The sequence below is a fragment of the Pseudomonas putida genome (assembly GCF_028682475.1).
GTDB lineage: Bacteria > Pseudomonadota > Gammaproteobacteria > Pseudomonadales > Pseudomonadaceae > Aquipseudomonas > Aquipseudomonas putida_AG.
Window position 1 is genome coordinate 82,923 of the sequence record NZ_JANHLE010000010.1, and the last position, 23,916, is coordinate 106,838.

The 23,916-nt window shown below is 61.7% G+C and carries 19 protein-coding genes and 1 pseudogene; 14 read left to right on the forward strand and 6 right to left on the reverse strand.

Annotation, left to right across the window (positions count from 1 at the left end; translation table 11 throughout):
• Positions 1–20 precede the first annotated feature (20 nt).
• Both NPS47_RS10980 and glnA read right to left on the reverse strand, forming a co-directional pair.
• Entirely contained in the window at positions 21–569 is a 549-nt protein-coding gene (locus NPS47_RS10980) for a chorismate mutase (RefSeq protein WP_274294998.1), read from the reverse strand.
• A gap of 141 nt (positions 570–710) precedes the next feature.
• Positions 711–2,117: a type I glutamate--ammonia ligase gene (gene glnA / locus NPS47_RS10985; RefSeq protein ID WP_274294999.1), complete on the reverse strand. Its 1,407-nt coding sequence runs from the start codon at positions 2,115–2,117 to the stop codon at positions 711–713.
• A 331-nt stretch (positions 2,118–2,448) separates the two neighbouring features.
• Here glnA and thiI point away from each other — a divergent pair, with 331 nt between their 5' ends.
• Together thiI and typA are read left to right on the forward strand one after the other, a co-directional pair.
• Positions 2,449–3,903 (forward strand): tRNA uracil 4-sulfurtransferase ThiI, encoded by a 1,455-nt coding sequence (gene thiI / locus NPS47_RS10990; RefSeq protein ID WP_274295000.1) that lies wholly within the window; start codon positions 2,449–2,451, stop codon positions 3,901–3,903.
• A 128-nt stretch (positions 3,904–4,031) separates the two neighbouring features.
• Positions 4,032–5,855 carry a translational GTPase TypA gene (gene typA, locus NPS47_RS10995; RefSeq protein ID WP_038615481.1) on the forward strand — a complete coding sequence of 608 codons (1,824 nt, stop codon included), beginning with the start codon at positions 4,032–4,034 and terminating at the stop codon, positions 5,853–5,855.
• Positions 5,856–6,051: 196 nt separating this feature from the next.
• On the opposite strand, the gene NPS47_RS11000 is transcribed toward typA, so the two are convergent.
• A complete protein-coding gene (locus tag NPS47_RS11000) occupies positions 6,052–6,459 on the reverse strand; it encodes a YkgJ family cysteine cluster protein (RefSeq protein ID WP_038615479.1) in 408 nt (135 codons plus the stop codon).
• A 199-nt stretch (positions 6,460–6,658) separates the two neighbouring features.
• Between NPS47_RS11000 and NPS47_RS11005 the strand changes: the two genes are divergently transcribed.
• The 3 genes from NPS47_RS11005 (at position 6,659) to NPS47_RS11015 (ending at position 10,862) form a co-directional block, all read left to right on the forward strand.
• Positions 6,659–9,109, forward strand: coding sequence for a glycogen/starch/alpha-glucan phosphorylase (locus tag NPS47_RS11005; RefSeq protein ID WP_274295001.1), 2,451 nt, complete (start codon positions 6,659–6,661; stop codon positions 9,107–9,109).
• Between the two features lie 142 nt (positions 9,110–9,251).
• On the forward strand, positions 9,252–10,262 hold the full coding sequence (locus NPS47_RS11010) for a class 1 fructose-bisphosphatase (RefSeq protein WP_274295002.1): 1,011 nt from the start codon (positions 9,252–9,254) through the stop codon (positions 10,260–10,262).
• Positions 10,263–10,265: 3 nt separating this feature from the next.
• Entirely contained in the window at positions 10,266–10,862 is a 597-nt protein-coding gene (locus NPS47_RS11015; protein WP_274295003.1) for a DUF924 family protein, read from the forward strand.
• A 75-nt stretch (positions 10,863–10,937) separates the two neighbouring features.
• Here NPS47_RS11015 and NPS47_RS25695 read toward each other — a convergent pair whose 3' ends face one another.
• On the reverse strand, positions 10,938–11,768 hold the full coding sequence (locus NPS47_RS25695) for a methyl-accepting chemotaxis protein (RefSeq protein ID WP_425313497.1): 831 nt from the start codon (positions 11,766–11,768) through the stop codon (positions 10,938–10,940).
• A gap of 24 nt (positions 11,769–11,792) precedes the next feature.
• A pseudogene (locus NPS47_RS25700) lies at positions 11,793–12,830 on the reverse strand (HAMP domain-containing protein); the annotation flags it as partial.
• 235 nt (positions 12,831–13,065) lie between these two features.
• Here NPS47_RS25700 and NPS47_RS11025 point away from each other — a divergent pair.
• Positions 13,066–13,320 carry a hypothetical protein gene (locus tag NPS47_RS11025; RefSeq protein ID WP_274295005.1) on the forward strand — a complete coding sequence of 85 codons (255 nt, stop codon included), beginning with the start codon at positions 13,066–13,068 and terminating at the stop codon, positions 13,318–13,320.
• Positions 13,317–13,892 carry a lipocalin family protein gene (locus NPS47_RS11030; RefSeq protein WP_274295006.1) on the forward strand — a complete coding sequence of 192 codons (576 nt, stop codon included), beginning with the start codon at positions 13,317–13,319 and terminating at the stop codon, positions 13,890–13,892. Before NPS47_RS11025 ends, NPS47_RS11030 begins: the two co-directional genes overlap by 4 nt.
• Positions 13,893–13,967: 75 nt before the next feature.
• Here the strand turns inward: NPS47_RS11030 and NPS47_RS11035 are convergent, their stop codons facing one another.
• A complete protein-coding gene (locus NPS47_RS11035; RefSeq protein WP_274295007.1) occupies positions 13,968–15,332 on the reverse strand; it encodes a formimidoylglutamate deiminase in 1,365 nt (454 codons plus the stop codon).
• A gap of 143 nt (positions 15,333–15,475) precedes the next feature.
• On the opposite strand from NPS47_RS11035, the gene hutC reads away from it, so the two are divergent.
• The 7 genes from hutC (at position 15,476) to hutG (ending at position 23,902) form a co-directional block, all read left to right on the forward strand.
• The gene (hutC, locus tag NPS47_RS11040; protein WP_274295058.1) at positions 15,476–16,186 is read left to right on the forward strand and encodes a histidine utilization repressor; all 711 of its coding nucleotides are present in this window, start codon (positions 15,476–15,478) and stop codon (positions 16,184–16,186) included.
• Positions 16,183–16,755 (forward strand): HutD/Ves family protein, encoded by a 573-nt coding sequence (locus tag NPS47_RS11045; RefSeq protein WP_274295008.1) that lies wholly within the window; start codon positions 16,183–16,185, stop codon positions 16,753–16,755. The genes hutC and NPS47_RS11045 overlap by 4 nt, the downstream gene beginning before the upstream one ends.
• 297 nt (positions 16,756–17,052) lie before the next feature.
• The gene (gene hutU, locus NPS47_RS11050) at positions 17,053–18,732 is read left to right on the forward strand and encodes a urocanate hydratase (protein ID WP_038615459.1); all 1,680 of its coding nucleotides are present in this window, start codon (positions 17,053–17,055) and stop codon (positions 18,730–18,732) included.
• A 67-nt stretch (positions 18,733–18,799) separates the two neighbouring features.
• A complete protein-coding gene (gene hutH, locus NPS47_RS11055) occupies positions 18,800–20,332 on the forward strand; it encodes a histidine ammonia-lyase (RefSeq protein WP_274295009.1) in 1,533 nt (510 codons plus the stop codon).
• A gap of 125 nt (positions 20,333–20,457) precedes the next feature.
• Positions 20,458–21,867, forward strand: coding sequence for an amino acid permease (locus tag NPS47_RS11060; RefSeq protein ID WP_274295010.1), 1,410 nt, complete (start codon positions 20,458–20,460; stop codon positions 21,865–21,867).
• A 15-nt stretch (positions 21,868–21,882) separates the two neighbouring features.
• On the forward strand, positions 21,883–23,088 hold the full coding sequence (gene hutI / locus NPS47_RS11065) for an imidazolonepropionase (protein WP_274295011.1): 1,206 nt from the start codon (positions 21,883–21,885) through the stop codon (positions 23,086–23,088).
• A 10-nt stretch (positions 23,089–23,098) separates the two neighbouring features.
• A complete protein-coding gene (gene hutG / locus NPS47_RS11070) occupies positions 23,099–23,902 on the forward strand; it encodes an N-formylglutamate deformylase (protein ID WP_274295012.1) in 804 nt (267 codons plus the stop codon).
• Positions 23,903–23,916: the final 14 nt, after the last annotated feature.

Below are 23,916 nucleotides of genomic sequence, written 5' to 3' on the forward strand. Positions count from 1 at the left end.
TATAGAGCATAGAGGATGAATTACGCCGCAGCGCATAAATGGGCGGTGGCACGGATCAGCGCCAGGGTGCGTTGTGGGTTGGTTTCGCGCTGCTCAATGGCCTGGGCCAATGCAGGCTGACAAGGCACCGGGCGGCTGCGGTCGAATGCCGCCAGGTCGCTGAGCAGGGTGCGCTGCAAGCTGTCCAGCTGAGGGCGCAACTGCCTGGCCAGATCGACACGCGGGGTTTGCGGTGCGCTGCCTGCCGCCTGCCAGCGTGACAGTGCGCTGTATTGGAGCAGCTTGTTGGCTTCGATCTGATCGGTAAAGAACGCGGCTGCACGCTGGCCGTCGACACCGAAGCGCGTGGCCTGGGCCTGGGCGTTGGCTACCACCTGTTGTTCGCGCTCGCTGGCCTGTACCGGCTGGCCAGTGTCCCATTTGTTCAAGGCCACGGCTTCGGCGATGTCCAGGCGTTGTTCGACACTGTCGAGCAATCGCTGCAGTGGGCTGTTGGCTGGCGGCGTCGATGTGCAGCCCTGGGTGAGCAGCAGCGGGGTGAGCAGCAGGGCAATTAGCGGTGTGCGCATGATGGGGTGTCCTTAAGGGAAAAAGACCAGTGTGGCGTCTTGTCAGCGTTTTACCTGTCGGCTGTGGCCTATGCATGTGTCAGAAAAAGAAAAGGCCTCCCGAAGGAGGCCTCTCTTTGATGGCGTTACACCGTCACGGAATTAGCAGCTGTAGTACAGCTCGTATTCCAGTGGGTGTACGAAGGTGCGAACCTTGATCTCTTCTTCGCTCTTCAGCTCGATGAAGGCATCGATGAAGTCGTCGGAGAACACGCCGCCCTTGGTCAGGAACGCACGGCCCTTGTCCAGCTCTTCCAGGGCTTCTTTCAGGCTGCCGCAAACCTGCGGGATGTCCTTGGCCTCTTCAGGCGGCAGGTCATACAGGTTCTTGTCGGCGGCATCGCCTGGGTGGATCTTGTTCTGGATACCGTCCAGGCCGGCCATCAGCAGCGCGGCGAAGGCCAGGTACGGGTTGGCCGACGGGTCCGGGAAGCGCGCTTCGATACGGCGGGCTTTCGGGCTGGAAACGTAAGGGATACGGATCGAAGCGGAACGGTTGCGAGCCGAGTAGGCCAGCATGACCGGCGCTTCGAAGCCTGGCACCAGACGCTTGTAGGAGTTGGTCGACGGGTTGGTGAAGCCGTTCAGGGCCTTACCGTGCTTGATGATACCGCCGATGAAGTACAGGGCGGTGTCGGACAGGCCGGCATAGCCTTCGCCTGCGAAGGTGTTCTTGCCTTCTTTCCAGATCGACATGTGCACGTGCATGCCCGAGCCGTTGTCGCCGTACAGTGGCTTGGGCATGAAGGTGGCAGTGCGGCCGTAAGCGTCGGCAACGTTGTGCACGACGTATTTCAGGGCCATTACTTCGTCAGCCTTCTTCACCAGGGTGTTGAACTTGACGCCGATTTCGTTCTGGCCGGCAGTCGCCACTTCGTGGTGGTGGACTTCGACGGTCTGACCCATTTCCTCCAGTGCGTTGCACATGGCCGTACGGATTTCGTGGTCGTGGTCGAACGGCGGAACCGGGAAGTAGCCGCCTTTCACGCCTGGACGGTGGCCTTTGTTGCCGCCTTCAACGTCCTGGTCGGACATCCACGAGCCTTGCTCGGAGAAGATCTTGAACATCGAGCCGGAGATGTCCGACTTGAACTTCACTTCGTCGAAGATGAAGAACTCAGGCTCTGGACCGGCGAACACGGTGTCACCGATGCCGGTGCTCTTGAGGTACTCTTCGGCACGCTTGGCGATCGCGCGCGGGTCACGGTCGTAACCCTGCATGCTCGATGGGTCGACGATGTCACAGGTCAGGATCAGGGTCGGCTCTTCGGTGAACGGGTCCAGCACGGCGGTTTCGTCGACCGGCATCAGGATCATGTCGGAGGCTTCGATGCCTTTCCAGCCAGCGATGGAGGAACCGTCGAACATCTTGCCGACTTCGAAGAAGTCGTCTTCCAGCGCATCACGGGCCGGCATGGTCACGTGGTGCTGTACGCCCTTGGTGTCAGTGAAGCGCAGATCAATCCATTTGACGTCATGATCTTTGATGAGTTGAACCGACTTCGACATAGTGTCCTCCGGGTGGGGTAGAGCTTGCCTGTGCAGCCCTTGAATTTGGGTGATGCCGGGCGCGAATAGTCGGCCAAGGCAACCTGCCTCACAAGGGAGCAAATTGCATGCCAGTGCCCTGGTTTGGATTTTTTGCCCGATTCCCAAGCATTCCAGGGGTGTCAGCCTGAAAAAGGGGTGGTTTTCTGCACTTTTAAGAGGCGCAGAACAAGCATGATGCCTCATTTTGGTGCGCGCAAAACCTTCTGTAGATTAATTGGTTAAACCTTGAGCAATTTCCGCTATAATCCGCGCCCCACTTTTTTAGTCGGCACCTCGCGCGCTGTAATTCATGAAACTAATCGTAAAAGTCTTCCCAGAGATCACCATCAAGAGCCGCCCGGTTCGCAAGCGCTTCATCCGTCAGCTGGGCCGCAACATCCGTACCGTGCTCAAGGACCTCGATCCTGCGCTCGCGGTTGACGGTGTCTGGGACAACCTCGAGGTGGTCACCCGCATCGAGGACGAGAAGGTCCTGCGCGAGATGACCGAGCGTCTGACCTGCATGCCGGGCATTGCCCACTTCCTGCAGGTCGACGAGTACCCGCTGGGTGACTTCGACGACATCGTCGCCAAGTGCAAGGCGCACTTCGGTCACTTGCTGGCCGGCAAGCGCTTCGCCGTACGCTGCAAGCGTGGTGGCCACCACGACTTCACTTCGATGGACGTCGACCGCTATGTCGGCAGCCAGCTGCGGCAGCAGTGTGGCGCCGCCGGTATCGACCTGCGCAACCCCGAGGTCGAGGTGCGCATCGAGGTGCGCGACAAGCGTCTGTACGTGATTCACAACCAGCACAAGGGCATCGGCGGCTACCCGCTGGGCGCGCTGGAGCAGACCCTGGTGCTGATGTCCGGTGGTTTCGACTCCACCGTGGCGGCTTACCAGATGATGCGCCGCGGCCTGATGACCCACTTCTGCTTCTTCAACCTTGGCGGCCGCGCCCACGAGCTGGGGGTGATGGAAGTCGCCCACTTCCTGTGGAAGAAATACGGCAGCAGCCAGCGCGTGCTGTTCGTCAGCGTGCCGTTCGAAGAAGTGGTCGGCGAGATTCTCGGCAAGGTCGACAACAGCTACATGGGCGTGACCCTCAAGCGCATGATGCTGCGCGCGGCGACCAACATTGCCGACCGTCTCGAGATTGATGCGCTGGTCACCGGCGAAGCGATCTCCCAGGTGTCGAGCCAGACCCTGCCGAACCTCGCGGTGATCGACTCGGCCACCGAGAAGCTGGTACTGCGCCCGCTGCTGGCCAGCCACAAGCAGGACATCATCGACCAGGCCAACCAGATCGGCACTGCCGAGTTTGCCAAGCACATGCCTGAATACTGCGGCGTGATCTCGGTGAACCCGACCACCTGTGCCAAGCGTCACCGCGTCGACCATGAAGAGAAACAGTTCGACATGGCCGTGCTCGAGCGTGCCCTGGAGCGCGCTCGCCTGATCTCCATCGACCATGTGATCGATGAACTCAGCCAGGATATTCAGATCGAAGAAGTCAGCCAGGCGCTGGCCGGGCAGGTGGTGATCGACATTCGTCACCCCGATGCCCAGGAAGACCAGCCCCTGGAACTGGACGGCATCGAGGTCAAGGCCTTGCCGTTCTACGCCCTGAACAGTCGCTTCAAGGAGCTGGACCACACGCGCCAGTACCTGCTGTATTGCGACAAGGGTGTGATGAGTCGCCTGCATGCCCATCATTTGCTCAGTGAGGGACATGCCAATGTGCGCGTTTATCGTCCGACATAAAACGCCGGGGCTATATGGCGGGAGCATCCGCCATCGCCCCCCCGACCTGCGGGCCCGTTGAGCGCCATTCATTCATATTCGCCGCCTAGACTGGGCGGCAACCCGAATCCTCTGATCGAGATACACACGTGATCGAAAATCTGCGTAACATCGCCATCATCGCCCACGTTGACCATGGTAAAACCACCCTGGTCGACAAACTCCTGCGTCAGTCCGGCACTCTGGAGCGTAACGAGCTCAACGACGAGCGCGTCATGGACTCCAACGACCAGGAAAAAGAGCGCGGTATTACCATTCTGGCGAAAAACACCGCCATCAACTGGAACGGCTACCACATCAACATCGTCGACACCCCCGGCCACGCCGACTTCGGTGGCGAGGTTGAGCGTGTAATGTCGATGGTTGACTCCGTGCTGCTGCTGGTCGACGCCCAGGACGGCCCTATGCCGCAAACCCGTTTCGTGACCAAGAAGGCGTTCGAAGCCGGCCTGCGTCCGATCGTGGTGATCAACAAGGTCGACCGTCCGGGCGCGCGTCCTGACTGGGTTCTGGACCAGATCTTCGACCTGTTCGACAACCTCGGTGCCACCGAAGAACAGCTGGACTTCAAAGTCGTCTACGCCTCGGCCCTGAACGGCATTGCCGGTCTGGACCACACCGAAATGGCCGAAGACATGACCCCGCTGTACCAGTCGATCATCGACAACGTTCCAGCGCCAGCTGTTGACCGTGACGGTCCGTTCCAGATGCAGATCTCGGCACTGGACTACAACAGCTTCCTCGGTGTTATCGGCGTTGGCCGTATCGCCCGTGGTCGCGTCAAGCCGAACACCCCGGTTGTCGCTATCGACGTCGACGGCAAGAAGCGTAACGGCCGTATCCTCAAGCTGATGGGTCACCACGGTCTGCACCGCGTTGACGTCGAAGAAGCCCAGGCTGGCGACATCGTCTGCATCAGCGGTTTCGACGAGCTGTTCATCTCCGACACCCTGTGCTCTCCGGACGCAGTTGAAGCGATGAAGCCGCTGACCGTTGACGAGCCAACCGTTTCGATGACCTTCCAGGTCAACGACTCGCCGTTCTGCGGTAAAGAAGGCAAGTTCGTGACTTCCCGTAACATCAAGGAACGTCTGGACAAAGAGCTGCTGTACAACGTTGCACTGCGCGTTGAAGAAGGCGACTCGGCTGACAAGTTCAAGGTTTCCGGCCGTGGTGAGTTGCACCTGTCGGTACTGATCGAAACCATGCGTCGCGAAGGCTTCGAAATGGGCGTTGGTCGTCCGGAAGTGATCATCCGCGAAATCGACGGCGTCAAGCACGAGCCGTTCGAGAACGTCACCATCGACATCCCTGAAGATTCGCAGGGCAAGGTCATGGAAGAAATGGGTCTGCGTAAAGGCGACCTGACCAACATGGTTCCGGATGGCAAGGGCCGTGTACGCCTGGAATACAACATTCCAGCCCGTGGTCTGATCGGTTTCCGTAACCAGTTCCTGACCCTGACCAACGGTGCAGGCATCCTGACCTCGATCTTCGACCGCTACGCGCCGATGAAGTCCGGTCACATGTCCGGCCGTCAGAACGGTGTACTGGTATCGGTAGAAACCGGTAAGGCACTGACCTACTCGCTGGAAACCCTGCAGGCTCGTGGCAAGCTGTTCGTCGAACACGGTCAGGAGATCTACAACGGTCAGATCGTTGGTCTGAACAGCCGTGACAACGACCTGGGCGTCAACCCTACCAAGGGCAAGAAGCTCGACAACATGCGTGCTTCGGGTAAAGACGAAACCATCGCTCTGGTTCCACCTGTTCGCTTCACCCTGGAACAGGCGCTGGAATTCATCCAGGACGACGAGCTGTGCGAAGTCACTCCTAAGTCGATCCGTCTGCGCAAGAAGATCCTCGACGAAGGCGAGCGTACCCGCGCTGCCAAGAAAGCCAAGGCTAACTAAGCCCGGCTGAAATGAAAAACGCCCCCGGTCGCAAGGCCGGGGGCGTTTTTGTTTGTCTGCAGTAAATGTGGGTTAACTCAAGGCTTGCTGCCCAGGCCATCGGTGGGAGCAACTGTCTGTGGGAGCGGGCTTGCCCCGCGATGCGGTGTGTCAGTCACATCGCAATCGCGGGGCAAGCCCGCTCCCACCGCAATGTTTAGCGGCGGGCCGCAGGTTTTGGGATGTACGCGCAATAGCCCGGCCGCGGTCCGATCCGCGGGTGGTTGCGGCAGGTGTCCGGGCGCTTGTCATAAATGGTGCACATGCGGCTTTTACGATCCAGATAGAGGCAATCGTCGTTGCTCATCTGCGCCAGGGTGAATATCCCCGACTTCTGGTTGAAGCGCTGGATGATCCCGTCTTTCTGCAAACGCTTGGCAATGTTCTTCGGCGGCTCACCCACCTCGAACTCATCCACCACGCCCATGCGGATCAGGTCTTTGATTTTCACTTCCGTCGGCAAGGTGCAGCAGGTCGAGTTGCAGCCTCCGCACATATGGCTTTGGTACTTCTGCCAGGTTTCCAGGCGGTCGACTTCGGCGGCGGCAATCAGGGTCGGTTTCATCAGGTTCAGGTTTTAGATGTTCGGGTGGGCGCGCGATCATACCGGAGTTGGTCAAAATGTGAACAACCATTTGCCGGTTCCAGCCGTCATGGCCGCGGTTTTTACACAGAAACTCCCGAACCTGCGCTTTCGCTCTGTGTCGAACGGTCTAGGCTGAGAAATCTCCATCCGCATTCGTCAACCTGGTCGAGGACGTCGCATGTCTCAGGAACCACTCGCTCGTGACGCAGAGGTGGCCGCTTTTCGCACCGCTGTACTGGACAAATTGACCTACGCGGTCGGCAAAGACCCGGAACACGCCTTCGAACATGACTGGTTCGAAGCCATCGCCCTGGCAGCCCGTGATCACATGGTCGATCACTGGATGGACCACACCCGGCAGATTTATCGCAAGAGCCAGAAGCGGGTGTATTACCTTTCGCTGGAATTTCTCATCGGTCGCTTGCTGTACGACAGTTTGAGCAATCTTGGTTTACTGGATATCGCCCGCGAGGCCCTCAGTGGCCTGAACGTCGACCTCGAGCGCATTCGCCTGCTCGAGCCTGATGCAGCCCTGGGCAACGGTGGCCTCGGGCGTCTGGCCGCCTGCTTCATGGAGAGCATGTCGACCCTGGGCATTGCTGCCCACGGCTATGGCATCCGCTACGAGCACGGCCTGTTCCGCCAGGCGGTGGTCGATGGCTGGCAGCAGGAGCAGACCGAGAACTGGCTGGATTTCGGCAACCCCTGGGAGTTCGAGCGGGCCGAGGTGATCTATCCGATCAGTTTCGGCGGCAGCGTCGAAACCGTGCATGACGCCAATGGCCAGCAACGCCAGGTGTGGTCACCGGCTGAGACCGTACGCGCGGTTGCCTATGACACGCCTGTGGTCGGCTGGCGTGGTGCCAGCGTCAACACCTTGCGCCTGTGGCGGGCGCGGGCGCTGGAAGAGTTGCACCTGGAACGCTTCAACGCCGGTGACCACCTGGGTGCGGTGGCCGAGGTGGCCCGCGCCGAAAGCATTTCACGCGTGCTGTACCCGGCCGACAGCACCGAGGCCGGCCAGGAACTGCGTCTGCGTCAGGAGTACTTCTTCGTCTGTGCATCGCTGCAGGATCTGCTGCGCCGCCACCTGAACATGCACGACAGCCTGCTCAACCTGCACGAGTCGGCGGCGATCCAGCTCAACGATACCCACCCCTCGATTGCCGTCGCCGAGTTGATGCGCTTGCTGGTGGATCAGCACGAAGTGCCCTGGGACACGGCCTGGCAACTGACCGTCGAGACCCTGGCCTACACCAACCACACGCTGCTGCCCGAAGCCCTGGAAACCTGGCCGGTCGGTCTGATGGAGCGCATGCTGCCGCGGCACATGCAGATCATTTACCTGATCAACGCGTTTCACATCGATGCCCTGCGGGCCAAGGGCATCCATGATTTCGATGTGTTGCGCGCAGTTTCACTGATCGAGGAAGACAATGGCCGGCGTGTGCGCATGGGCAATCTGGCGTTTCTCGGATCGCACAGCGTCAATGGCGTGTCGGCGTTGCACAGCAAGTTGATGCGCAGCACGGTGTTCGCCGAGCTGCACAAGCTGTATCCAGAACGGATCAACAACAAGACCAACGGCATCACCTTCCGTCGCTGGTTGTACCAGGCCAACCCGCAGCTCACCGGCATGCTGGTCGAGGCCCTGGGTGAGGATGTGCTCGACAACCCGCAAGGGCGCTTGCGCGACCTCGACCCCTTTGCCGACAAGGCGGCGTTCCGTAAACAGTTCGCCGAGCAGCGCCTGCACAGCAAGAAGGCCTTGGCCAACCTGATCCAGGAGCGTCTGGGGATCACCGTCAACCCTGAAGCGATGTTCGATGTGCAGGTCAAACGCATCCACGAGTACAAGCGCCAGTTGCTCAACCTCCTGCACACCGTGGCCTTGTACCAGGCGATACGGGCCGAACCCGGGACCAACTGGGCGCCACGGGTGAAAATTTTCGCCGGTAAGGCGGCGGCCAGCTATCACCAGGCCAAGTTGATCATCAAGCTGAGTAACGACATCGCCCGGGTGGTGAACAACGACCCGACCGTGCGCGGCCTGCTCAAGGTGGTGTTTCTGCCCAACTACAACGTCAGCCTGGCGGAAAGCATCATCCCGGCAGCGGACCTGTCCGAGCAGATTTCCACCGCCGGTTACGAAGCCTCGGGTACCAGCAACATGAAGTTCGGGCTCAATGGCGCCCTGACCATCGGCACCCTGGACGGCGCCAATGTCGAGATGTGCGAGCAGGTCGGTGCCGAAAACATGTTCATCTTCGGCCTGACCGCGCAGCAGGTGGAGGCGCGCAAGCGAAGTGGCGACTTTGGCGCCCATGCGGCGATCAGCGCCTCTCACCGCCTCAATGATGTGCTTCAGGCGATTCGCAGCGGGGTGTTCTCCCCGGATGACCCGGCCCGTTACGTGGGCCTGGTGGATTCGCTGGTGGCCCATGACCGCTTTCTGGTCTGCGCCGACTTCGATGCCTACTGGGACGCTCAGTTGCGCGTCGAAGCGCTCTGGCACGATCCCAAGCAGTGGTGGCGTATCGCAGTGCTCAACACCGCGCGGATGGGCTGGTTCTCTTCGGACCGGACCATTCGCGAGTACGCCACACAGATCTGGAAAGCCCTCGACTAAGCCGTGCATGACGGCCCGGGAGCGCTGAACTCTCGGGTCAAAGTGCCGTCTGATCGGGCAAGCGTGTCGGATAGCTCGCTAGCGCTGCACTCTCCCTGTAAACTGCGGGGGTTTTTACTACCCCCTTCCTTCGGAGCCATACATGTCCCGCGTTACCCTGAGTCGCTATTTGATTGAGCAGACCCGCAGCAACAGTACCCCTGCCGATCTGCGCTTCCTGATCGAAGTGGTGGCGCGTGCGTGCAAGGAGATCAGCCATAACGTTTCCAAGGGCGCCCTGGGTGGTGTTCTGGGCAGCATGGGCACGGAAAACGTGCAGGGCGAAGTCCAGAAGAAACTGGACGTGATTTCCAACGACATCCTGCTCGAAGCCAACGAGTGGGGCGGCCACCTGGCCGGCATGGCGTCCGAAGAAATGGACAATGCCTACCAGATCCCGGGCAAATACCCGAAAGGCGCCTACCTGCTGGTATTCGACCCGCTGGACGGTTCGTCGAACATCGACGTCAACGTTTCGGTCGGTACCATCTTCTCGGTGCTGCGTTGCCCTAACGAGTACCTGAGCCAGAACGAAAGCCTCAACGAACAGGCCTTCCTGCAGCCGGGCACCAAGCAGGTTGCCGCCGGTTACGCGATCTATGGCCCGCAGACCATGCTGATCCTGACCCTGGGCAATGGCGTCAAGGGTTTCACCCTGGACCGCGAACTGGGCAGCTTCGTGCTGACCCACGAGAACATCCAGGTGCCGGAAGCCACCGCCGAGTTCGCCATCAACATGTCCAACCAGCGTCACTGGGAAGCGCCGGTGACCCGCTATGTGGGCGAGCTGCTGGCCGGTGAGACCGGTCCGCTGAAAAAGAACTACAACATGCGCTGGATCGCCTCGATGGTAGCCGACGTGCATCGCATCCTGACCCGTGGCGGCCTGTTCATGTACCCGCGTGACGCGCGCGAGCCGTCCAAGCCGGGCAAGCTGCGTCTGATGTACGAAGCCAATCCGATGTCGTTCATCATCGAACAGGCTGGCGGTGCTTCCACCGACGGCAAACAGCGCATCCTCGACATCCAGCCTGATAGCCTGCACCAGCGCGTGGCGGTGTTCCTCGGCTCCAAGCAGGAAGTCGAGCGCGTTACCGGTTATCACCAGGAGTAAGTCATGCTCGCACCTTGGCAGCCGTTACTGGAGTGGTGGTTCGGATGGGGCACCAGCCCTCAGGACGTCGCTGACGAGAAGAGCACGCTGTGGTTCGGCAAGCACCACGACGACGAGGCGCAAGAGCGCTTCGGCGATCTGGTTGCCCAGGCACTGGCGGGCGGTCTGGACGAGTGGCTGCAAAGCCCGCAGGGCTGGTTGGCTCTGGTCCTGCTGCTCGATCAGTTGCCGCGCATGATCCACCGCGACACGCCGCGTGCCTTCGATGGCGACCGGCGTGCCCAGGTGCTGGTGATGCAGGGGCTGGACAAGGCCTGGGACTACCAGTTGCTGCCGATCCAGCGGGTGTTCATCCTGCTGGTGCTGGAGCATGCCGAAGTGCTGGATTGGCAGAATATCAGTGTCGAGCGCTATCAGCTGTTGCTCGATGCCCAGCCGGAGAGAGACCGACGTCTGTTCGAAGGTTTTCTTGATTATGCCGAGCAGCACCAGCGGGTGATTGCCCGTTTTGGCCGCTTCCCGCATCGCAATCTGGTGCTGAATCGGCCGAGTACCGATGAAGAAATGGATTTTCTGCTGGAGCCCGGCTCGCGGTTTTGAGTTGAATTCAATCGCGGGACAAGCCCGCTCCCACCGGTCCTGTGGGAGCGGGCTTGCCCCGCGATAAATGTCAGATCAAATCCTGAAACTTCCCACCAGGTGCTTCAACCGGCTGGCCTGATTCTCCAGGTCGGTGCAGGCCCGCAAGGTCGCCTGCAGGTTCTCCACCCCTTCCTGATTCAACATATTGATCTCGGTAATGTCGACATTGATCGACTCGACCACGGCTGTCTGTTCTTCAGTGGCGGTGGCCACCGACTGGTTCATGCCGTCGATCTCGCCGATGCGCTGAGTCACGCTGCCCAGACGCTCACCGGCCTGGTTGGCAATGCCGACGCTGTGCTGGCTGTGGCTCTGGCTTTCGGTCATGGTGCTGACCGCGACGCGGGCGCCGGCCTGCAGCTCTTCGATAATGCGCTGCACCTGTTGCGCCGAGTCCTGGGTGCGGTGAGCCAGGTTGCGCACCTCATCAGCCACCACAGCAAAACCGCGGCCGGCTTCACCGGCACGCGCCGCTTCGATGGCAGCATTGAGCGCCAGCAGGTTGGTCTGCTGGGAAATGCCGCTGATCACTTCGAGGATCTGGCCAATGTTCACCGTGTTGGCATTCAGCGTCTCGATGTTGTCGCACGAGTCGCTGATCCTGGTCGACAGCTGGTTCATTACCTCGATTGTCTGCTCGACCACCTGCTGACCTTCTGCGGCCAGGTTGCGCGCATCGCTGGAGTGCTGCGAAGCGAGGGCGGCGTTCTGGGCGATCTCCTGGGCGGCGGCACCGAGCTGGTTGATGGCGGCGGCAACGCTGCTGGTGCGGCTCGATTGCTGGTCGGCGTTATGGATCGAGGCATTCGAAGCACTGATCACGCGCAGGGCCACTTCGTTGACCTGGCCGGTGGCCGAGGACACTTCACGGATCGACTCATGGATGCGTTCGACAAAACGGTTGAATGACTGGCCGAGGCTGCCGAATTCGTCCTGAGCATGAATGCGCAGGCGGCGGGTCAGATCGCCTTCGCCTTCAGCGATGTCATGCATCGCCCGGCCCATGACGTGCAGCGGTTCCATCAACACGCGGATCAGCAAGCCCAGCAGGGCGATGATGATCAGTACTGCAATCACCGTGGCGACAATCGCCGAGGTGCGCAGTTCGCTGAGCATGGCGAAGGCGAAATCCTGGTCGAGCACCAGCGCCACATACCAATCGGCCGACGGCACGCCATTGACCTTGGTGAAGGTGATGAACTGCTGCTGACCGCCTTGCTCAGCCTCCTTGAGGCCGCTGCCGATCTGCGGGGTGTTCTGCGGGTAGGCTTCGCTGAGGTTTTTCAGCACCAGCCTGCTGTCGGGATGGACCAGGATTTTGCCGTCGCCGTTGACGATGAAAGCCTGGCCGTGACCGTCGAAGTTCAGCGCGTTGATGATTGCGCTGATGCTGTCCAGGTCGGTGTCGGCACCGTTGACGCCGATCAGCCGGCCTTGCTGCTGCACTGGCGTGGCCAGGGTGATCACCAGCTTGTTGGCGGAGGTGGAAATGTACGGTTCGGTGACGATGGTCTGGCCGGCGCTGCTGGCAGCCTTGTACCAGCCACGCACACGCGGATCGTAATCGGCCGGGCGGCTGCCCAGCGGCACCGACTGCATGTAGCCATCCTGGCCGCCGAAATAGGTCAGGAGGAAATTGTTGCCGTACACCGGCAGGTTCAGGCTGCGGGTCAGGCTGTCCTGGCTCGCGCCATCGACGGTCACTTGCTGGGACAGCGACTGCAGGATCTGGATGCGGCTTTGCAGCCAGGTCTGGATGTTGCTGCTGGTCAGACTGCCGAGTTCGCGCATGGAGGCCTCGGTATTGCTACGCAGGGTCTGACGCTGGCGGTAATCGTTGAACAGGACAAAGCAGGTAAAGGCGACAGCGACCACCAGGGCGGCGGCGAGCAGAATCTTGTGGCTGAATTTCAGGTTTTTTGTCATTGCGGGGTCTGTCTGCACAAGGCGGGTCAACGGGGAGGGCGCGGCAATACGTCGCAGCGCGCCCCTGTGTCGTCCGCTTTGGGCAAAAGATTAATGCGCAGGGGGCGTAATACGACCAAAGGCAGTGAATTGGCGTCAGGAAAGCGCTGCGGCCGGGGAACCAGACTCGGTTTTCCCCTTCTAAGCTGTCGGTAGGCCATCGCGCCTGCACCCTCATGTCCAGGAGTGACCTTTCATGTCGTTGCGTTCCCTCGCCTTGTTGTCCTTGTGCGTATTTCTGACTGCGTGCAACAAAATCAACCAGGAAAACTATTCAAAGCTCAAGGCAGGCATGGCCAAGGCCGAGGTCGAAACACTGCTCGGCACGCCCAAGGAGTGCTCCGGCGCGCTGGGCATGTCCAGTTGCACCTGGGGTGACGAGAAGAGCTTCATCAGCGTGCAATACGCCGCCGACAAGGTGCTGATGTACTCAGGGCAGGGGCTCAAATGAAACCGCTACACCTGCTGCTGGCCCTGTGTATCGGCCTGATCCTGGGCGGCTGTGCCAACTCGGGCGCCGGGCCGATTCCGCCGAAGACGGTCGATAGCGTGGACCTCAAGCGCTACCAGGGCAAGTGGTTTGAATTGGCGCGCCTGCCGATGTTTTTCCAGCGCGACTGCGCCCAGTCCGAGGCCCATTACAACCTCAAGCCTGATGGTACGGTCGGTGTGCTCAACCGTTGCCAGACCCTTGAGGGTGAATGGCAGGAAGCCAGCGGCAACGCCACGCCACAGGTGCCTGGCAAGACCGACAAGCTCTGGGTGGAGTTCGACAACTGGTTCTCGACCGTGCTGCCGGGAGTAGCCAAGGGCGAATACTGGGTGCTGTATGTCGGCGACGACTACCAGACCGCGCTGGTCGGTAACCCGGATCGCAAATACTTGTGGATACTTTCGCGCACGCCGACGGTGCCGGCCTGGCAAAGGGAAAGCCTGCTGGCCAAGGCGCGGCAGCAAGGGTATGACACCAATCGGCTGATCTGGCGGGTGGCGGACAAGGACATGCTTGCTCATAAGCCTTGAGGGCTTTTTCGTGGGGCAAGCCCGCTCCTACAGGATATGTGTGTGCCTGTGGGAGCGAGCTTGCCTCGCGATAGCTCAGCCCAGCAAAGCCCGCAGCACCCCGGCAAATGCCCGTGCGCTGTCTTCTTCCTGGGCATGCCGCCCCTGGCGCACCACCCAGTGGCCGTTGACCATTACATCCCGCACCTGACGGTCCCCACCGGCAAACAGCCAGCGATTGAGAATGCCATCCTCGCTGGCAGTCGCCAGATACGGATCGTTGCCATCGAGCACCAGCCAGTCTGCCCGTTTACCGACCGCCAGCTCGCCAATTGGCTGCCCCAGCGCCTGCGCGCCACCGCTCAGCGCCGCGTCGTACAAGGTTCGCCCGACCATCGGCTGGTCGCCGCGATATAGACGGTTGCGGCGCTGATCGCGCAGACGTTGGCCATATTCCAGCCAGCGCAGTTCTTCAACCACGCTCAACGACACATGGCTGTCGGAGCCAATCCCCAGACGTCCGCCCTGGGCCAGGTAGTCCACTGCCGGGAAGATGCCGTCGCCGAGGTTGGCTTCGGTGGTCAGGCACAGGCCGGCGATTGCGCCGCTGCGGGCCATCAGCTCGACTTCATCGGGCTCGGCATGGGTGGCGTGGACCAGGCACCAGCGCTGGTCGACTTCGGTGTTTTCGTACAGCCATTGCAGCGGGCGGCGGCCGCTCCAGGCCAGGCAATCGTCGACTTCCTTCTGTTGCTCGGCGATATGGATATGCACCGGGCAAGCCTTGTCGCTGGCGGCCATGACCTCGGCGATCTGCTCCGGGGTGACCGCACGCAGGGAGTGGAAGCACAGGCCCAGGGCTTGTGCGGGCTGTTCGGCCAGCACTGGTGCCAGGCGCGACTGCAGATTCAGGTACTGTTCAGTGCTGTTGATGAAGCGCCGCTGGCCTTCGTTCGGCGTCTGGCCGCCAAAGCCGGAGTGGCTGTACAGCACCGGCAATAAGGTCAGGCCGATGCCGCTGGCACTGGCCGCCTGACTGATGCGCAAGGACAGTTCGGCCGGATCGGCATAGGCCTGGCCCTGGGTGTCATGATGCACATAGTGGAATTCGGCAACCGAGGTGTAACCGGCCTTGAGCATTTCGATGTACAGCTGACGGGCGATGATCTGCAATTGCTCGGGGCTGATCTTGCCGACCAGGCGGTACATCAGCTCGCGCCAGGTCCAGAAGCTGTCGTTGGGATTGCCAGCCACTTCGGCCAGCCCGGCCATGGCGCGCTGGAAGGCATGCGAGTGCAGGTTGGGCATGCCAGGCAGCAGCGGGCCGGCAAGGCGCTCGGCACCTTCGGCTGAGCCATTGGCCTGGACACTGGCCAGCAGGCCGTCGGCACCGACCTCGATTCGGACGTTTTCGGCCCAGCCCGTAGGCAGCAGAGCGCGCTCGGCAAAGAAGACGGACATCGACGCAACACCTCATTGTGATTATTTGTATATACATATACAGACGTTTGCCTGCTGGGTAAACTCCGGCAAGCTACCGTTCATTCAACCGAACAAGGATATTTTCCGTGCCGACACCTCCTGTCTCCGCGCTGGTTGCCCAGATGGGCGAGGGGCCGGCGCCGTTGTATGCCCGGGTCAAACAAATGATTGCCCAGCAGATCCAGAATGGCAGCTGGCCGCCTCATCACCGCGTGCCTTCGGAGAGCGAGCTGGTCAACGAACTGGGCTTCAGCCGTATGACCATTAACCGCGCGTTGCGCGAGCTGACTGCCGAAGGCCTGCTGGTGCGCATGCAGGGCGTCGGCACCTTCGTTGCCGAGCCCAAGACCCGCTCAGCGCTGTTCGAGGTCAACAACATTGCCGATGAGATCGCCGCCCGCGGTCATCAGCATACCTGCAAGGTGGTCACCCTCGCCGAGGAGGCCGCCGGTTCCGAGCGGGCCCTGGCCCTGGACATGCGTGAAGGCCAGCGGGTGTTCCACTCGCTGATCGTGCATTACGAGAACGGCATTGCCGTGCAGATCGAAGACCGCTTCGTCAACGCGCAGATCGCTCCGGACTACCTCAAGCAGGACTTCACCCTGCAGACCCCTTACGCCTACCTGTCCCAGGTGGCGCCGCTGACCGAGGGCGAGCACGTGGTCGAGGCGATCCTCGCCGAGCCGGAGGAATGCCGCCTGTTGCAAATCGAACAAGGCGAGCCCTGCCTGCTGATCCGTCGCCGTACCTGGTCGGGACGTCAGCCGGTGACTGCCGCTCGTCTGATTCATCCCGGTTCCCGTCATCGTCTGGAAGGACGCTTCAGCAAATGAGCCAGTTGCAGGTTTTACGCGCCAAAGACTACCCCCGCATGCCGTGGAAAAACGGCGGCGGCAGTACCGAAGAAATCACCCGTGATGCCGGCGAAGGCCTGGACGGTTTCGGCTGGCGCCTGTCGATCGCCGACATCGCCGAGTCGGGCGGGTTTTCCAGTTTCGCCGGTTATCAGCGCATCATCACCGTGCTTGAAGGCGAGGGCATGCGCTTGCAGGTCGATGGCCAGGCCACGCGGCCGCTGTTGCCTTACGATGCCTTTGCCTTCAGGGGCGAAAGCCAGGTCAGTTGCACCTTGCTCGGTGGTTCGATTCGCGATTTCAACCTGATCTATTCGCCTGAGCGTTACCGTGCGCGCCTGCAATGGCTCGATGGCAGCCAGCGGGTGTTCAGCTCGGCCTCGACCCTGCTGCTGTTTGCCGCCGCTTCCCAGGTGGAGGTGGCACTGGCCGGGCAGGGTGAACAGATCCTCGGACGCTACGACTGCCTGCAGCTGCAAGATAACGCCAGCCTGCAGACTTTGAATGTGCAGGGCCGCTGCTGCCTGATCGAGTTGACGCCGCAATGAAATAGTTACGCCTCGGCCGCGCATTTCGGCCGAGGGTGTTACCGATTGTCCCAATGTGGTGCAACGCCACTGGTCGGCTCCTCTTCACCGTTGATCCCCTGAAATTTTTTTCTGCTTGCCAAAGCCAGGCGCTGCGGGGCTCTGGCGCCTGCATTTCAGCCTGGCACTGAGTTGCCTCGACAAGTTGGCATTTCAATTGCCTATGCTTGTACATACAAGTAAAGATGTGTTTGTATAAGCACCATCACACACCCAATGCCTGGGTTGGTTTGGACTGATCGCTTAGGAGCCATTTCCGTGACTGACAACAACTTCAAAAAATTCCGTGACGTCGAAATCCGCGCTGCCCGCGGCAACAAGCTCACCGCCAAGAGCTGGCTGACTGAAGCGCCGCTGCGCATGCTGATGAACAACCTCGACCCGGAAGTCGCAGAAAACCCGAAAGAACTGGTGGTTTACGGTGGTATTGGCCGTGCCGCACGTAACTGGGAGTGCTACGACAAGATCGTCGAGAGCCTGACCAACCTCAACGAAGACGAAACCCTGCTGGTGCAGTCGGGCAAGCCGGTCGGCGTGTTCAAGACCCACAGCAACGCCCCGCGCGTACTGATCGCCAACTCCAACCTGGTACCCCACTGGGCCAACTGGGAGCACTTCAACGAACTGGATGCCAAGGGCCTGGCCATGTACGGCCAGATGACCGCCGGCAGCTGGATCTACATCGGTAGCCAGGGCATTGTTCAGGGCACCTACGAAACCTTCGTCGAAGCCGGCCGCCAGCACTACAACGGCAGCCTCAAGGGCAAGTGGGTACTGACCGCAGGCCTCGGTGGCATGGGCGGCGCCCAGCCACTGGCCGCGACCCTGGCCGGCGCCTGCTCGCTGAACATCGAATGTCAGCAGAGCCGCATCGACTTCCGCCTGAGCAGCCGTTATGTCGACGAGCAAGCCAAGGATCTCGATGACGCCCTGGCCCGCATCGCCAAGTACACCGCCGAAGGCAAAGCCATCTCCATCGCCCTGCTGGGCAACGCCGCCGAAATTCTGCCGGAGCTGATCAAGCGTGGCGTGCGTCCGGACATGGTCACCGACCAGACCAGCGCCCACGACCCGCTCAACGGTTACCTGCCTGCCGGCTGGACCTGGGAACAGTACCGCGACCGCGCGCAGACCGAGCCGGCTGCAGTGGTCAAAGCCGCCAAGCAATCGATGGCCGTGCACGTCAAAGCCATGCTCGAGTTCCAGAAGCAGGGCGTGCCGACCTTCGACTACGGCAACAACATCCGCCAGATGGCCAAGGAAGAGGGCGTCAGCAATGCCTTCGACTTCCCGGGCTTCGTACCGGCCTACATCCGTCCGCTGTTCTGCCGCGGTATCGGTCCATTCCGCTGGGCGGCGTTGTCGGGCAATGCCGAAGACATCTACAAGACCGACGCCAAGGTCAAGGAACTGATCCCGGACGACGCGCACCTGCACAACTGGCTGGACATGGCCCGCGAGCGCATCAGCTTCCAGGGCTTGCCAGCGCGTATCTGCTGGGTCGGCCTGGGCCTGCGTGCCAAGCTCGGCCTGGCGTTCAACGAAATGGTGCGCAGCGGTGAGCTGTCGGCGCCTATCGTTATTGGCCGCGACCACCTCGACTCCGGCTCGGTTTCCAGCCCTAACCGCGAAACCGAGTCGATGCAGGATGGCTCCGACGCCGTCTCCGACTGGCCGCTGCTCAACGCCCTGCTCAACACCGCCAGCGGCGCGACCTGGGTCTCCCTGCACCACGGTGGTGGCGTCGGCATGGGCTTCTCCCAGCACTCGGGCATGGTCATCGTCTGCGACGGTACCGACGAGGCTGCCGAGCGTATCGCCCGCGTCCTGCACAACGACCCGGCCACCGGTGTCATGCGTCACGCCGATGCCGGTTACCAGATCGCCATCGACTGCGCCAAAGAACAAGGCTTGAACCTGCCGATGATCACAGGCTGATCTGCGGTAAATGGTTGATACTGATATCTATGCAGGCGCATACGCCTCACGAGTACGGAGCATTAACGTGACTGAATTGACCCTGAAGCCCGGCACCCTGACCCTGGCTCAGCTGCGTGCGATCTACCAGCAGCCGGTAACCCTCAAGCTGGATGCCAGCGCCGATCAGCAGATCGACGACAGCGTCGCTTGTGTCGAGCAGATCCTCGCGGAGAACCGCACCGCCTACGGCATCAACACCGGTTTCGGCCTGCTGGCCTCGACCCGCATCGCCAGCCATGACCTGGAAAACCTGCAGCGTTCGCTGGTGCTGTCGCACGCTGCTGGCGTTGGCCAGCCGATCGACGATGCCCTGGTGCGACTGATCATGGTGCTCAAGGTCAACAGCCTGAGCCGTGGCTTCTCCGGGATTCGCCGCAAGGTGATCGACGCGCTGATCGCGCTGATCAACGCCGAAGTCTATCCGCACATCCCGCTCAAAGGTTCGGTGGGCGCTTCCGGCGACCTGGCACCGCTGGCGCATATGTCGCTGGTACTGCTCGGTGAAGGCAAGGCGCGCCACAACGGCCAATGGCTGTCGGCTACCGAAGCCCTGGCGGTTGCCGGTCTCGAGCCGCTGACCCTGGCGGCCAAGGAAGGTCTGGCACTGCTCAACGGCACCCAGGCATCTACCGCCTATGCCCTGCGCGGTCTGTTCGAAGGTGAAGACCTGTTCGCCGCCGCCACCTCGATCGGTGCCTTGACGGTCGAAGCGGTACTGGGTTCGCGTTCGCCGTTCGACGCCCGCATCCATGCCGCCCGTGGTCAACGTGGTCAGATCGATGCCGCCGCCTGCTACCGCGACCTACTCGGTGACGGCAGCGAAGTCTCGGCCTCCCACGAAAACTGCGGCAAGGTCCAGGACCCGTACTCGCTGCGCTGCCAGCCACAGGTCATGGGCGCTTGCCTGACCCAGTTGCGTCAGGCTGCCGAAGTGCTGGTGATCGAAGCCAACGCCGTGTCCGACAACCCGCTGGTGTTCGCTGCCGAAGGTGATGTGATCTCCGGTGGTAACTTCCACGCCGAGCCGGTGGCCATGGCCGCCGACAACATGGCTCTGGCGATTGCCGAGATCGGTTCGCTGAGCGAGCGCCGCATCTCGCTGATGATGGACAAGCACATGTCGCAGCTGCCGCCGTTCCTGGTGGCCAACGGCGGGGTCAACTCCGGCTTCATGATCGCCCAGGTCACCGCGGCCGCACTGGCCAGCGAGAACAAGGCCCTGGCGCACCCGCACAGCGTCGACAGCCTGCCGACTTCGGCCAACCAGGAAGACCACGTGTCGATGGCCCCGGCCGCCGGCAAGCGTCTGTGGGAAATGGCTGAAAACACCCGCGGTGTGCTCGCCGTGGAATGGCTGGCCGCCGCCCAGGGCCTGGACCTGCGCGAAGGCCTGAAAACTTCGCCGAAGCTGGAGCAGGCGCGTAAGGCCCTGCGTGGCAAGGTCGCCTTCTACGAGAAGGACCGTTTCTTCGCGCCGGACATCGAGGCGGCTATCGCCCTGCTGGCCGAAGGTTCCCTGACCGCGCTGCTGCCGGCCAAGGTCCTGCCTAGCCTGTGACACTTCATCGCCGGCTTTCGCCAGCTCCCACAGGAACATTGTGGGAGCTGGCGGAGCCGGCGATGGGCTGCATAGCAGCCCCCTGTCATTGAGCAACACCCCAAGAACAAGAATAAGGACGCGACATGCAACAAGCAGAAGGGCTCAAACGCGGCCTGACGGCCCGTCATATCCGTTTCATGGCGCTCGGTTCGGCCATTGGCACCGGGTTGTTCTATGGCTCTGCCTCGGCCATCCAGATGGCCGGCCCCGCCGTGCTGCTGGCCTACCTGATCGGTGGCGCCGCGGTGTTCATGGTCATGCGCGCACTGGGCGAGATGGCCGTGCACAATCCGGTGTCCGGTTCCTTTGGCAGCTACGCCAGCACCTACCTGGGGCCGATGTCGGGTTTCATCCTGGGCTGGACCTACGCCTTCGAAATGATCATCGTCTGCCTGGCCGACGTGACCGCCTTCGGCATCTATATGGGCTTCTGGTTTCCGGAGGTGGCCCGCTGGATCTGGGTGCTGGGCATCGTCTTCCTGATTGGCGGCCTGAACCTGTGTAACGTCAAAGTCTTCGGCGAGATGGAATTCTGGCTGTCGCTGCTCAAGGTCAGCGCCATCGTCGCGATGATCCTGGCCGGCTTCGGCATCATGATCTTCGGCCTGAGCAACGCCAGTGCCGACAACGCTGTGGGTATCAGCAACCTGTTCGAGCATGGCGGCTTCATGCCCAATGGCATTGGCGGTCTGATCGCTTCGTTCGCCGTGGTGATGTTTGCCTTCGGTGGCATCGAAATCATCGGTATCACCGCCGGTGAGGCCAAGGATCCGCAGCGCGTGTTGCCCAAGGCGATCAACGCCGTGCCGATGCGCATCCTGCTGTTCTATGTGCTGACCCTGTTCGTGCTGATGTGCCTGTACCCATGGCCGCAGATCGGCAGCCAGGGCAGCCCGTTCGTGCAGATCTTCAGTAACCTGGGGATCGGCTCGGCGGCGACAGTGCTGAACATCGTGGTGATCTCGGCAGCAGTGTCGGCGATCAACAGCGATATCTTCGGCGCCGGCCGCATGATGTACGGTCTGGCCGAACAAGGGCATGCACCGAAGGGCTTTGCGAAAATCTCCCGCCATGGCGTGCCATGGATGACCGTGCTGGTCATGGGCGCAGCCTTGCTCGGTGGCGTAGTGCTCAACTACCTGATCCCGGAAAACGTGTTCCTGCTGATCGCCTCGATCGCTACCTTTGCGACCGTCTGGGTGTGGCTGATGATCCTGGTCACCCAGGTCGCCATGCGTCGCAGCATGAGCCGTGAAGAAGTCGCCGAGCTGAAGTTCCCGGTGCCGTTCTGGCCTTATGGTCCGGCAGCGGCGATTGCCTTCATGCTGTTCGTGTTCGGCGTGCTCGGTTACTTCCCTGATACTCAGGCAGCGCTGCTGGTCGGCGTGGTCTGGGTGCTGTTCCTGGTCGCCTCCTACCTGCTGTGGTGCAAGCCGCGGGCAGCGAAGGGCGAAGCGCCGCTGGCCCAGGATCCGTCCCAACTTCACCGCTAGAAACGGAGACATTGCATGAGAACCCTCTGGCAGCACTGCCATGTGGCGAGCATGGCCCAAGGCACTTACTCGATCATCGAGGATGCGGCGATCGTTACCAGTGCCGGCCACATCGAGTGGATCGGCCCGCGCCAGTCGCTGCCAAGCCTGAGCGCTGACAGGACCGTGGACCTGGGCGGCGCCTGGGTTACCCCGGGGCTGGTCGATTGCCATAGCCACGCGGTGTTCGGCGGCAATCGCAGCAGCGAGTTCGAGCAGCGCCTGCAAGGGGTCAGCTATGCCGAGATCGCCGCCCAGGGCGGCGGTATTGCCAGCACCGTACGGGCGACCCGCGCGGCCAGTGAAGATGAACTGTTCGCCAGTGCCCGCCAGCGGGTCCAGGCGTTGATGCGCGATGGCGTCACCACTCTGGAGATCAAGTCTGGCTACGGCCTGGACCTGGCCAACGAGCGCAAGATGCTCAAGGTCATTCGCCGCCTCGGCGAAGAGTTGCCGCTGACCGTGCGCAGTACCTGCCTGGCCGCCCATGCCTTGCCGCCGGAGTACAAGGACCGGGCTGACGACTACATCAGCCATATCTGCGACGAGATGCTCCCGGCCCTGGCGGCCGAGGGGCTGGTCGATGCCGTCGATGCGTTCTGCGAATACCTGGCGTTTTCCCCGGCGCAGGTCGAGCGCGTGTTCATCAAGGCCCAGGCGCTGAAACTGCCGGTCAAGCTGCATGCCGAGCAACTGTCGTCGCTGGCCGGCTCCAGCCTGGCGGCGCGTTACCAGGCGCTGTCGGCCGATCATCTGGAGTTCATGACCGAGGACGATGCGCTTGCCATGGCGGCAGCCGGTACGGTGGCGGTGCTGTTGCCGGGTGCGTTCTACTTCCTGCGCGAAACCCAGCTACCGCCGATGGAGGCCTTGCGCAAGCACGGGGTGAAGATCGCCATCGCCACTGACCTCAACCCCGGCACCTCGCCGGCGCTGTCGCTGCGACTGATGCTGAACATGGCCTGTACCCTGTTCCGCATGACCCCGGAAGAGGCTCTGGCGGGCGTCACCACCCATGCCGCCACTGCGCTGGGACTGGGCCACAGCCATGGCTCGCTGGAAGTCGGCAAGGTCGCGGACTTTGTCGCCTGGCAGATCGAGCGTCCGGCGGACCTGTGCTATTGGCTGGGCGGCGACCTGCCCAAGCGGGTGGTGCGTCTGGGCCGCGAAATTTTCAATTGAAGGAGCGCCTATGGACAAGGTACTGAGCTTTCACCAAGGCAGCCTGCCGCTGCTGATCAGCATGCCGCATGCCGGCCTGCGTTTGACGCCGGTGGTCAAGGCCGGGCTGGTGGCGCCGGCGCAGAGCCTGCCCGATACCGACTGGCATATCCCGCAGCTGTACGATTTTGCCCGCGAGCTGGGGGCCAGCGTGGTGGCCGCCGAGTACTCGCGCTTTGTCATCGACCTGAATCGCCCGGATGACGACAAACCGCTATATGCCGGTGCTACCACCGGCCTGTATCCAGCCACCCTGTTCGAGGGTGAACCGCTGTTCCAGGCGGGCAAGGAGCCGTCGGCAGAAGAACGGGCGGAGTACCTGGAGGGGATCTGGCGCCCTTATCACGACACGATCCGTCGTGAGCTGGCGCGCCTGCGCGAGCAGTTCGGTTACGCACTGCTGTGGGATGCCCACTCGATCCGTTCGCACATCCCGCACCTGTTCGAAGGCAAGCTGCCGGACTTCAATCTCGGCACCTTCAATGGCGCCAGTTGCGATCCGCAGCTGGCCGAGCGTCTACAGGGCGTCTGCGCCGAAGCGGGGCAATACAGCCATGTGCTCAATGGCCGCTTCAAGGGCGGGCATATCACCCGTCACTATGGCGACCCGGCCAACCACATCCATGCAGTGCAGCTGGAGCTGGCGCAGAGTACCTACATGGAAGAGGTCGAGCCGTTCAGCTATCGCGAGGACCTGGCGCAGCCGACCCAGGTGGTGTTGCGGCAATTGCTGGAAACCACGCTGGACTGGGCTAAAGGCCGGTATGGCAAATGAGGGATGAAGCCCGC

Excerpts from the sequence above, each read along its gene's own strand:
- NPS47_RS11030 (WP_274295006.1), top strand. The coding sequence starts at position 13,317 with ATGAAACCGCTACACCTGCTGCTGGCCCTGTGTATCGGCCTGATCCTG.
- NPS47_RS11035 (WP_274295007.1), bottom strand. The coding sequence starts at position 15,332 with ATGTCCGTCTTCTTTGCCGAGCGCGCTCTGCTGCCTACGGGCTGGGCC.
- hutG (WP_274295012.1), top strand. The coding sequence starts at position 23,099 with ATGGACAAGGTACTGAGCTTTCACCAAGGCAGCCTGCCGCTGCTGATC.
- hutI (WP_274295011.1), top strand. The coding sequence starts at position 21,883 with ATGAGAACCCTCTGGCAGCACTGCCATGTGGCGAGCATGGCCCAAGGC.
- NPS47_RS10980 (WP_274294998.1), bottom strand. The coding sequence starts at position 569 with ATGCGCACACCGCTAATTGCCCTGCTGCTCACCCCGCTGCTGCTCACC.
- NPS47_RS11060 (WP_274295010.1), top strand. The coding sequence starts at position 20,458 with ATGCAACAAGCAGAAGGGCTCAAACGCGGCCTGACGGCCCGTCATATC.
- NPS47_RS11025 (WP_274295005.1), top strand. The coding sequence starts at position 13,066 with ATGTCGTTGCGTTCCCTCGCCTTGTTGTCCTTGTGCGTATTTCTGACT.
- hutC (WP_274295058.1), top strand. The coding sequence starts at position 15,476 with ATGGGCGAGGGGCCGGCGCCGTTGTATGCCCGGGTCAAACAAATGATT.
- thiI (WP_274295000.1), top strand. The coding sequence starts at position 2,449 with ATGAAACTAATCGTAAAAGTCTTCCCAGAGATCACCATCAAGAGCCGC.
- NPS47_RS11010 (WP_274295002.1), top strand. The coding sequence starts at position 9,252 with ATGTCCCGCGTTACCCTGAGTCGCTATTTGATTGAGCAGACCCGCAGC.
- NPS47_RS11000 (WP_038615479.1), bottom strand. The coding sequence starts at position 6,459 with ATGAAACCGACCCTGATTGCCGCCGCCGAAGTCGACCGCCTGGAAACC.
- glnA (WP_274294999.1), bottom strand. The coding sequence starts at position 2,117 with ATGTCGAAGTCGGTTCAACTCATCAAAGATCATGACGTCAAATGGATT.
- NPS47_RS11045 (WP_274295008.1), top strand. The coding sequence starts at position 16,183 with ATGAGCCAGTTGCAGGTTTTACGCGCCAAAGACTACCCCCGCATGCCG.
- NPS47_RS11015 (WP_274295003.1), top strand. The coding sequence starts at position 10,266 with ATGCTCGCACCTTGGCAGCCGTTACTGGAGTGGTGGTTCGGATGGGGC.
- NPS47_RS11005 (WP_274295001.1), top strand. The coding sequence starts at position 6,659 with ATGTCTCAGGAACCACTCGCTCGTGACGCAGAGGTGGCCGCTTTTCGC.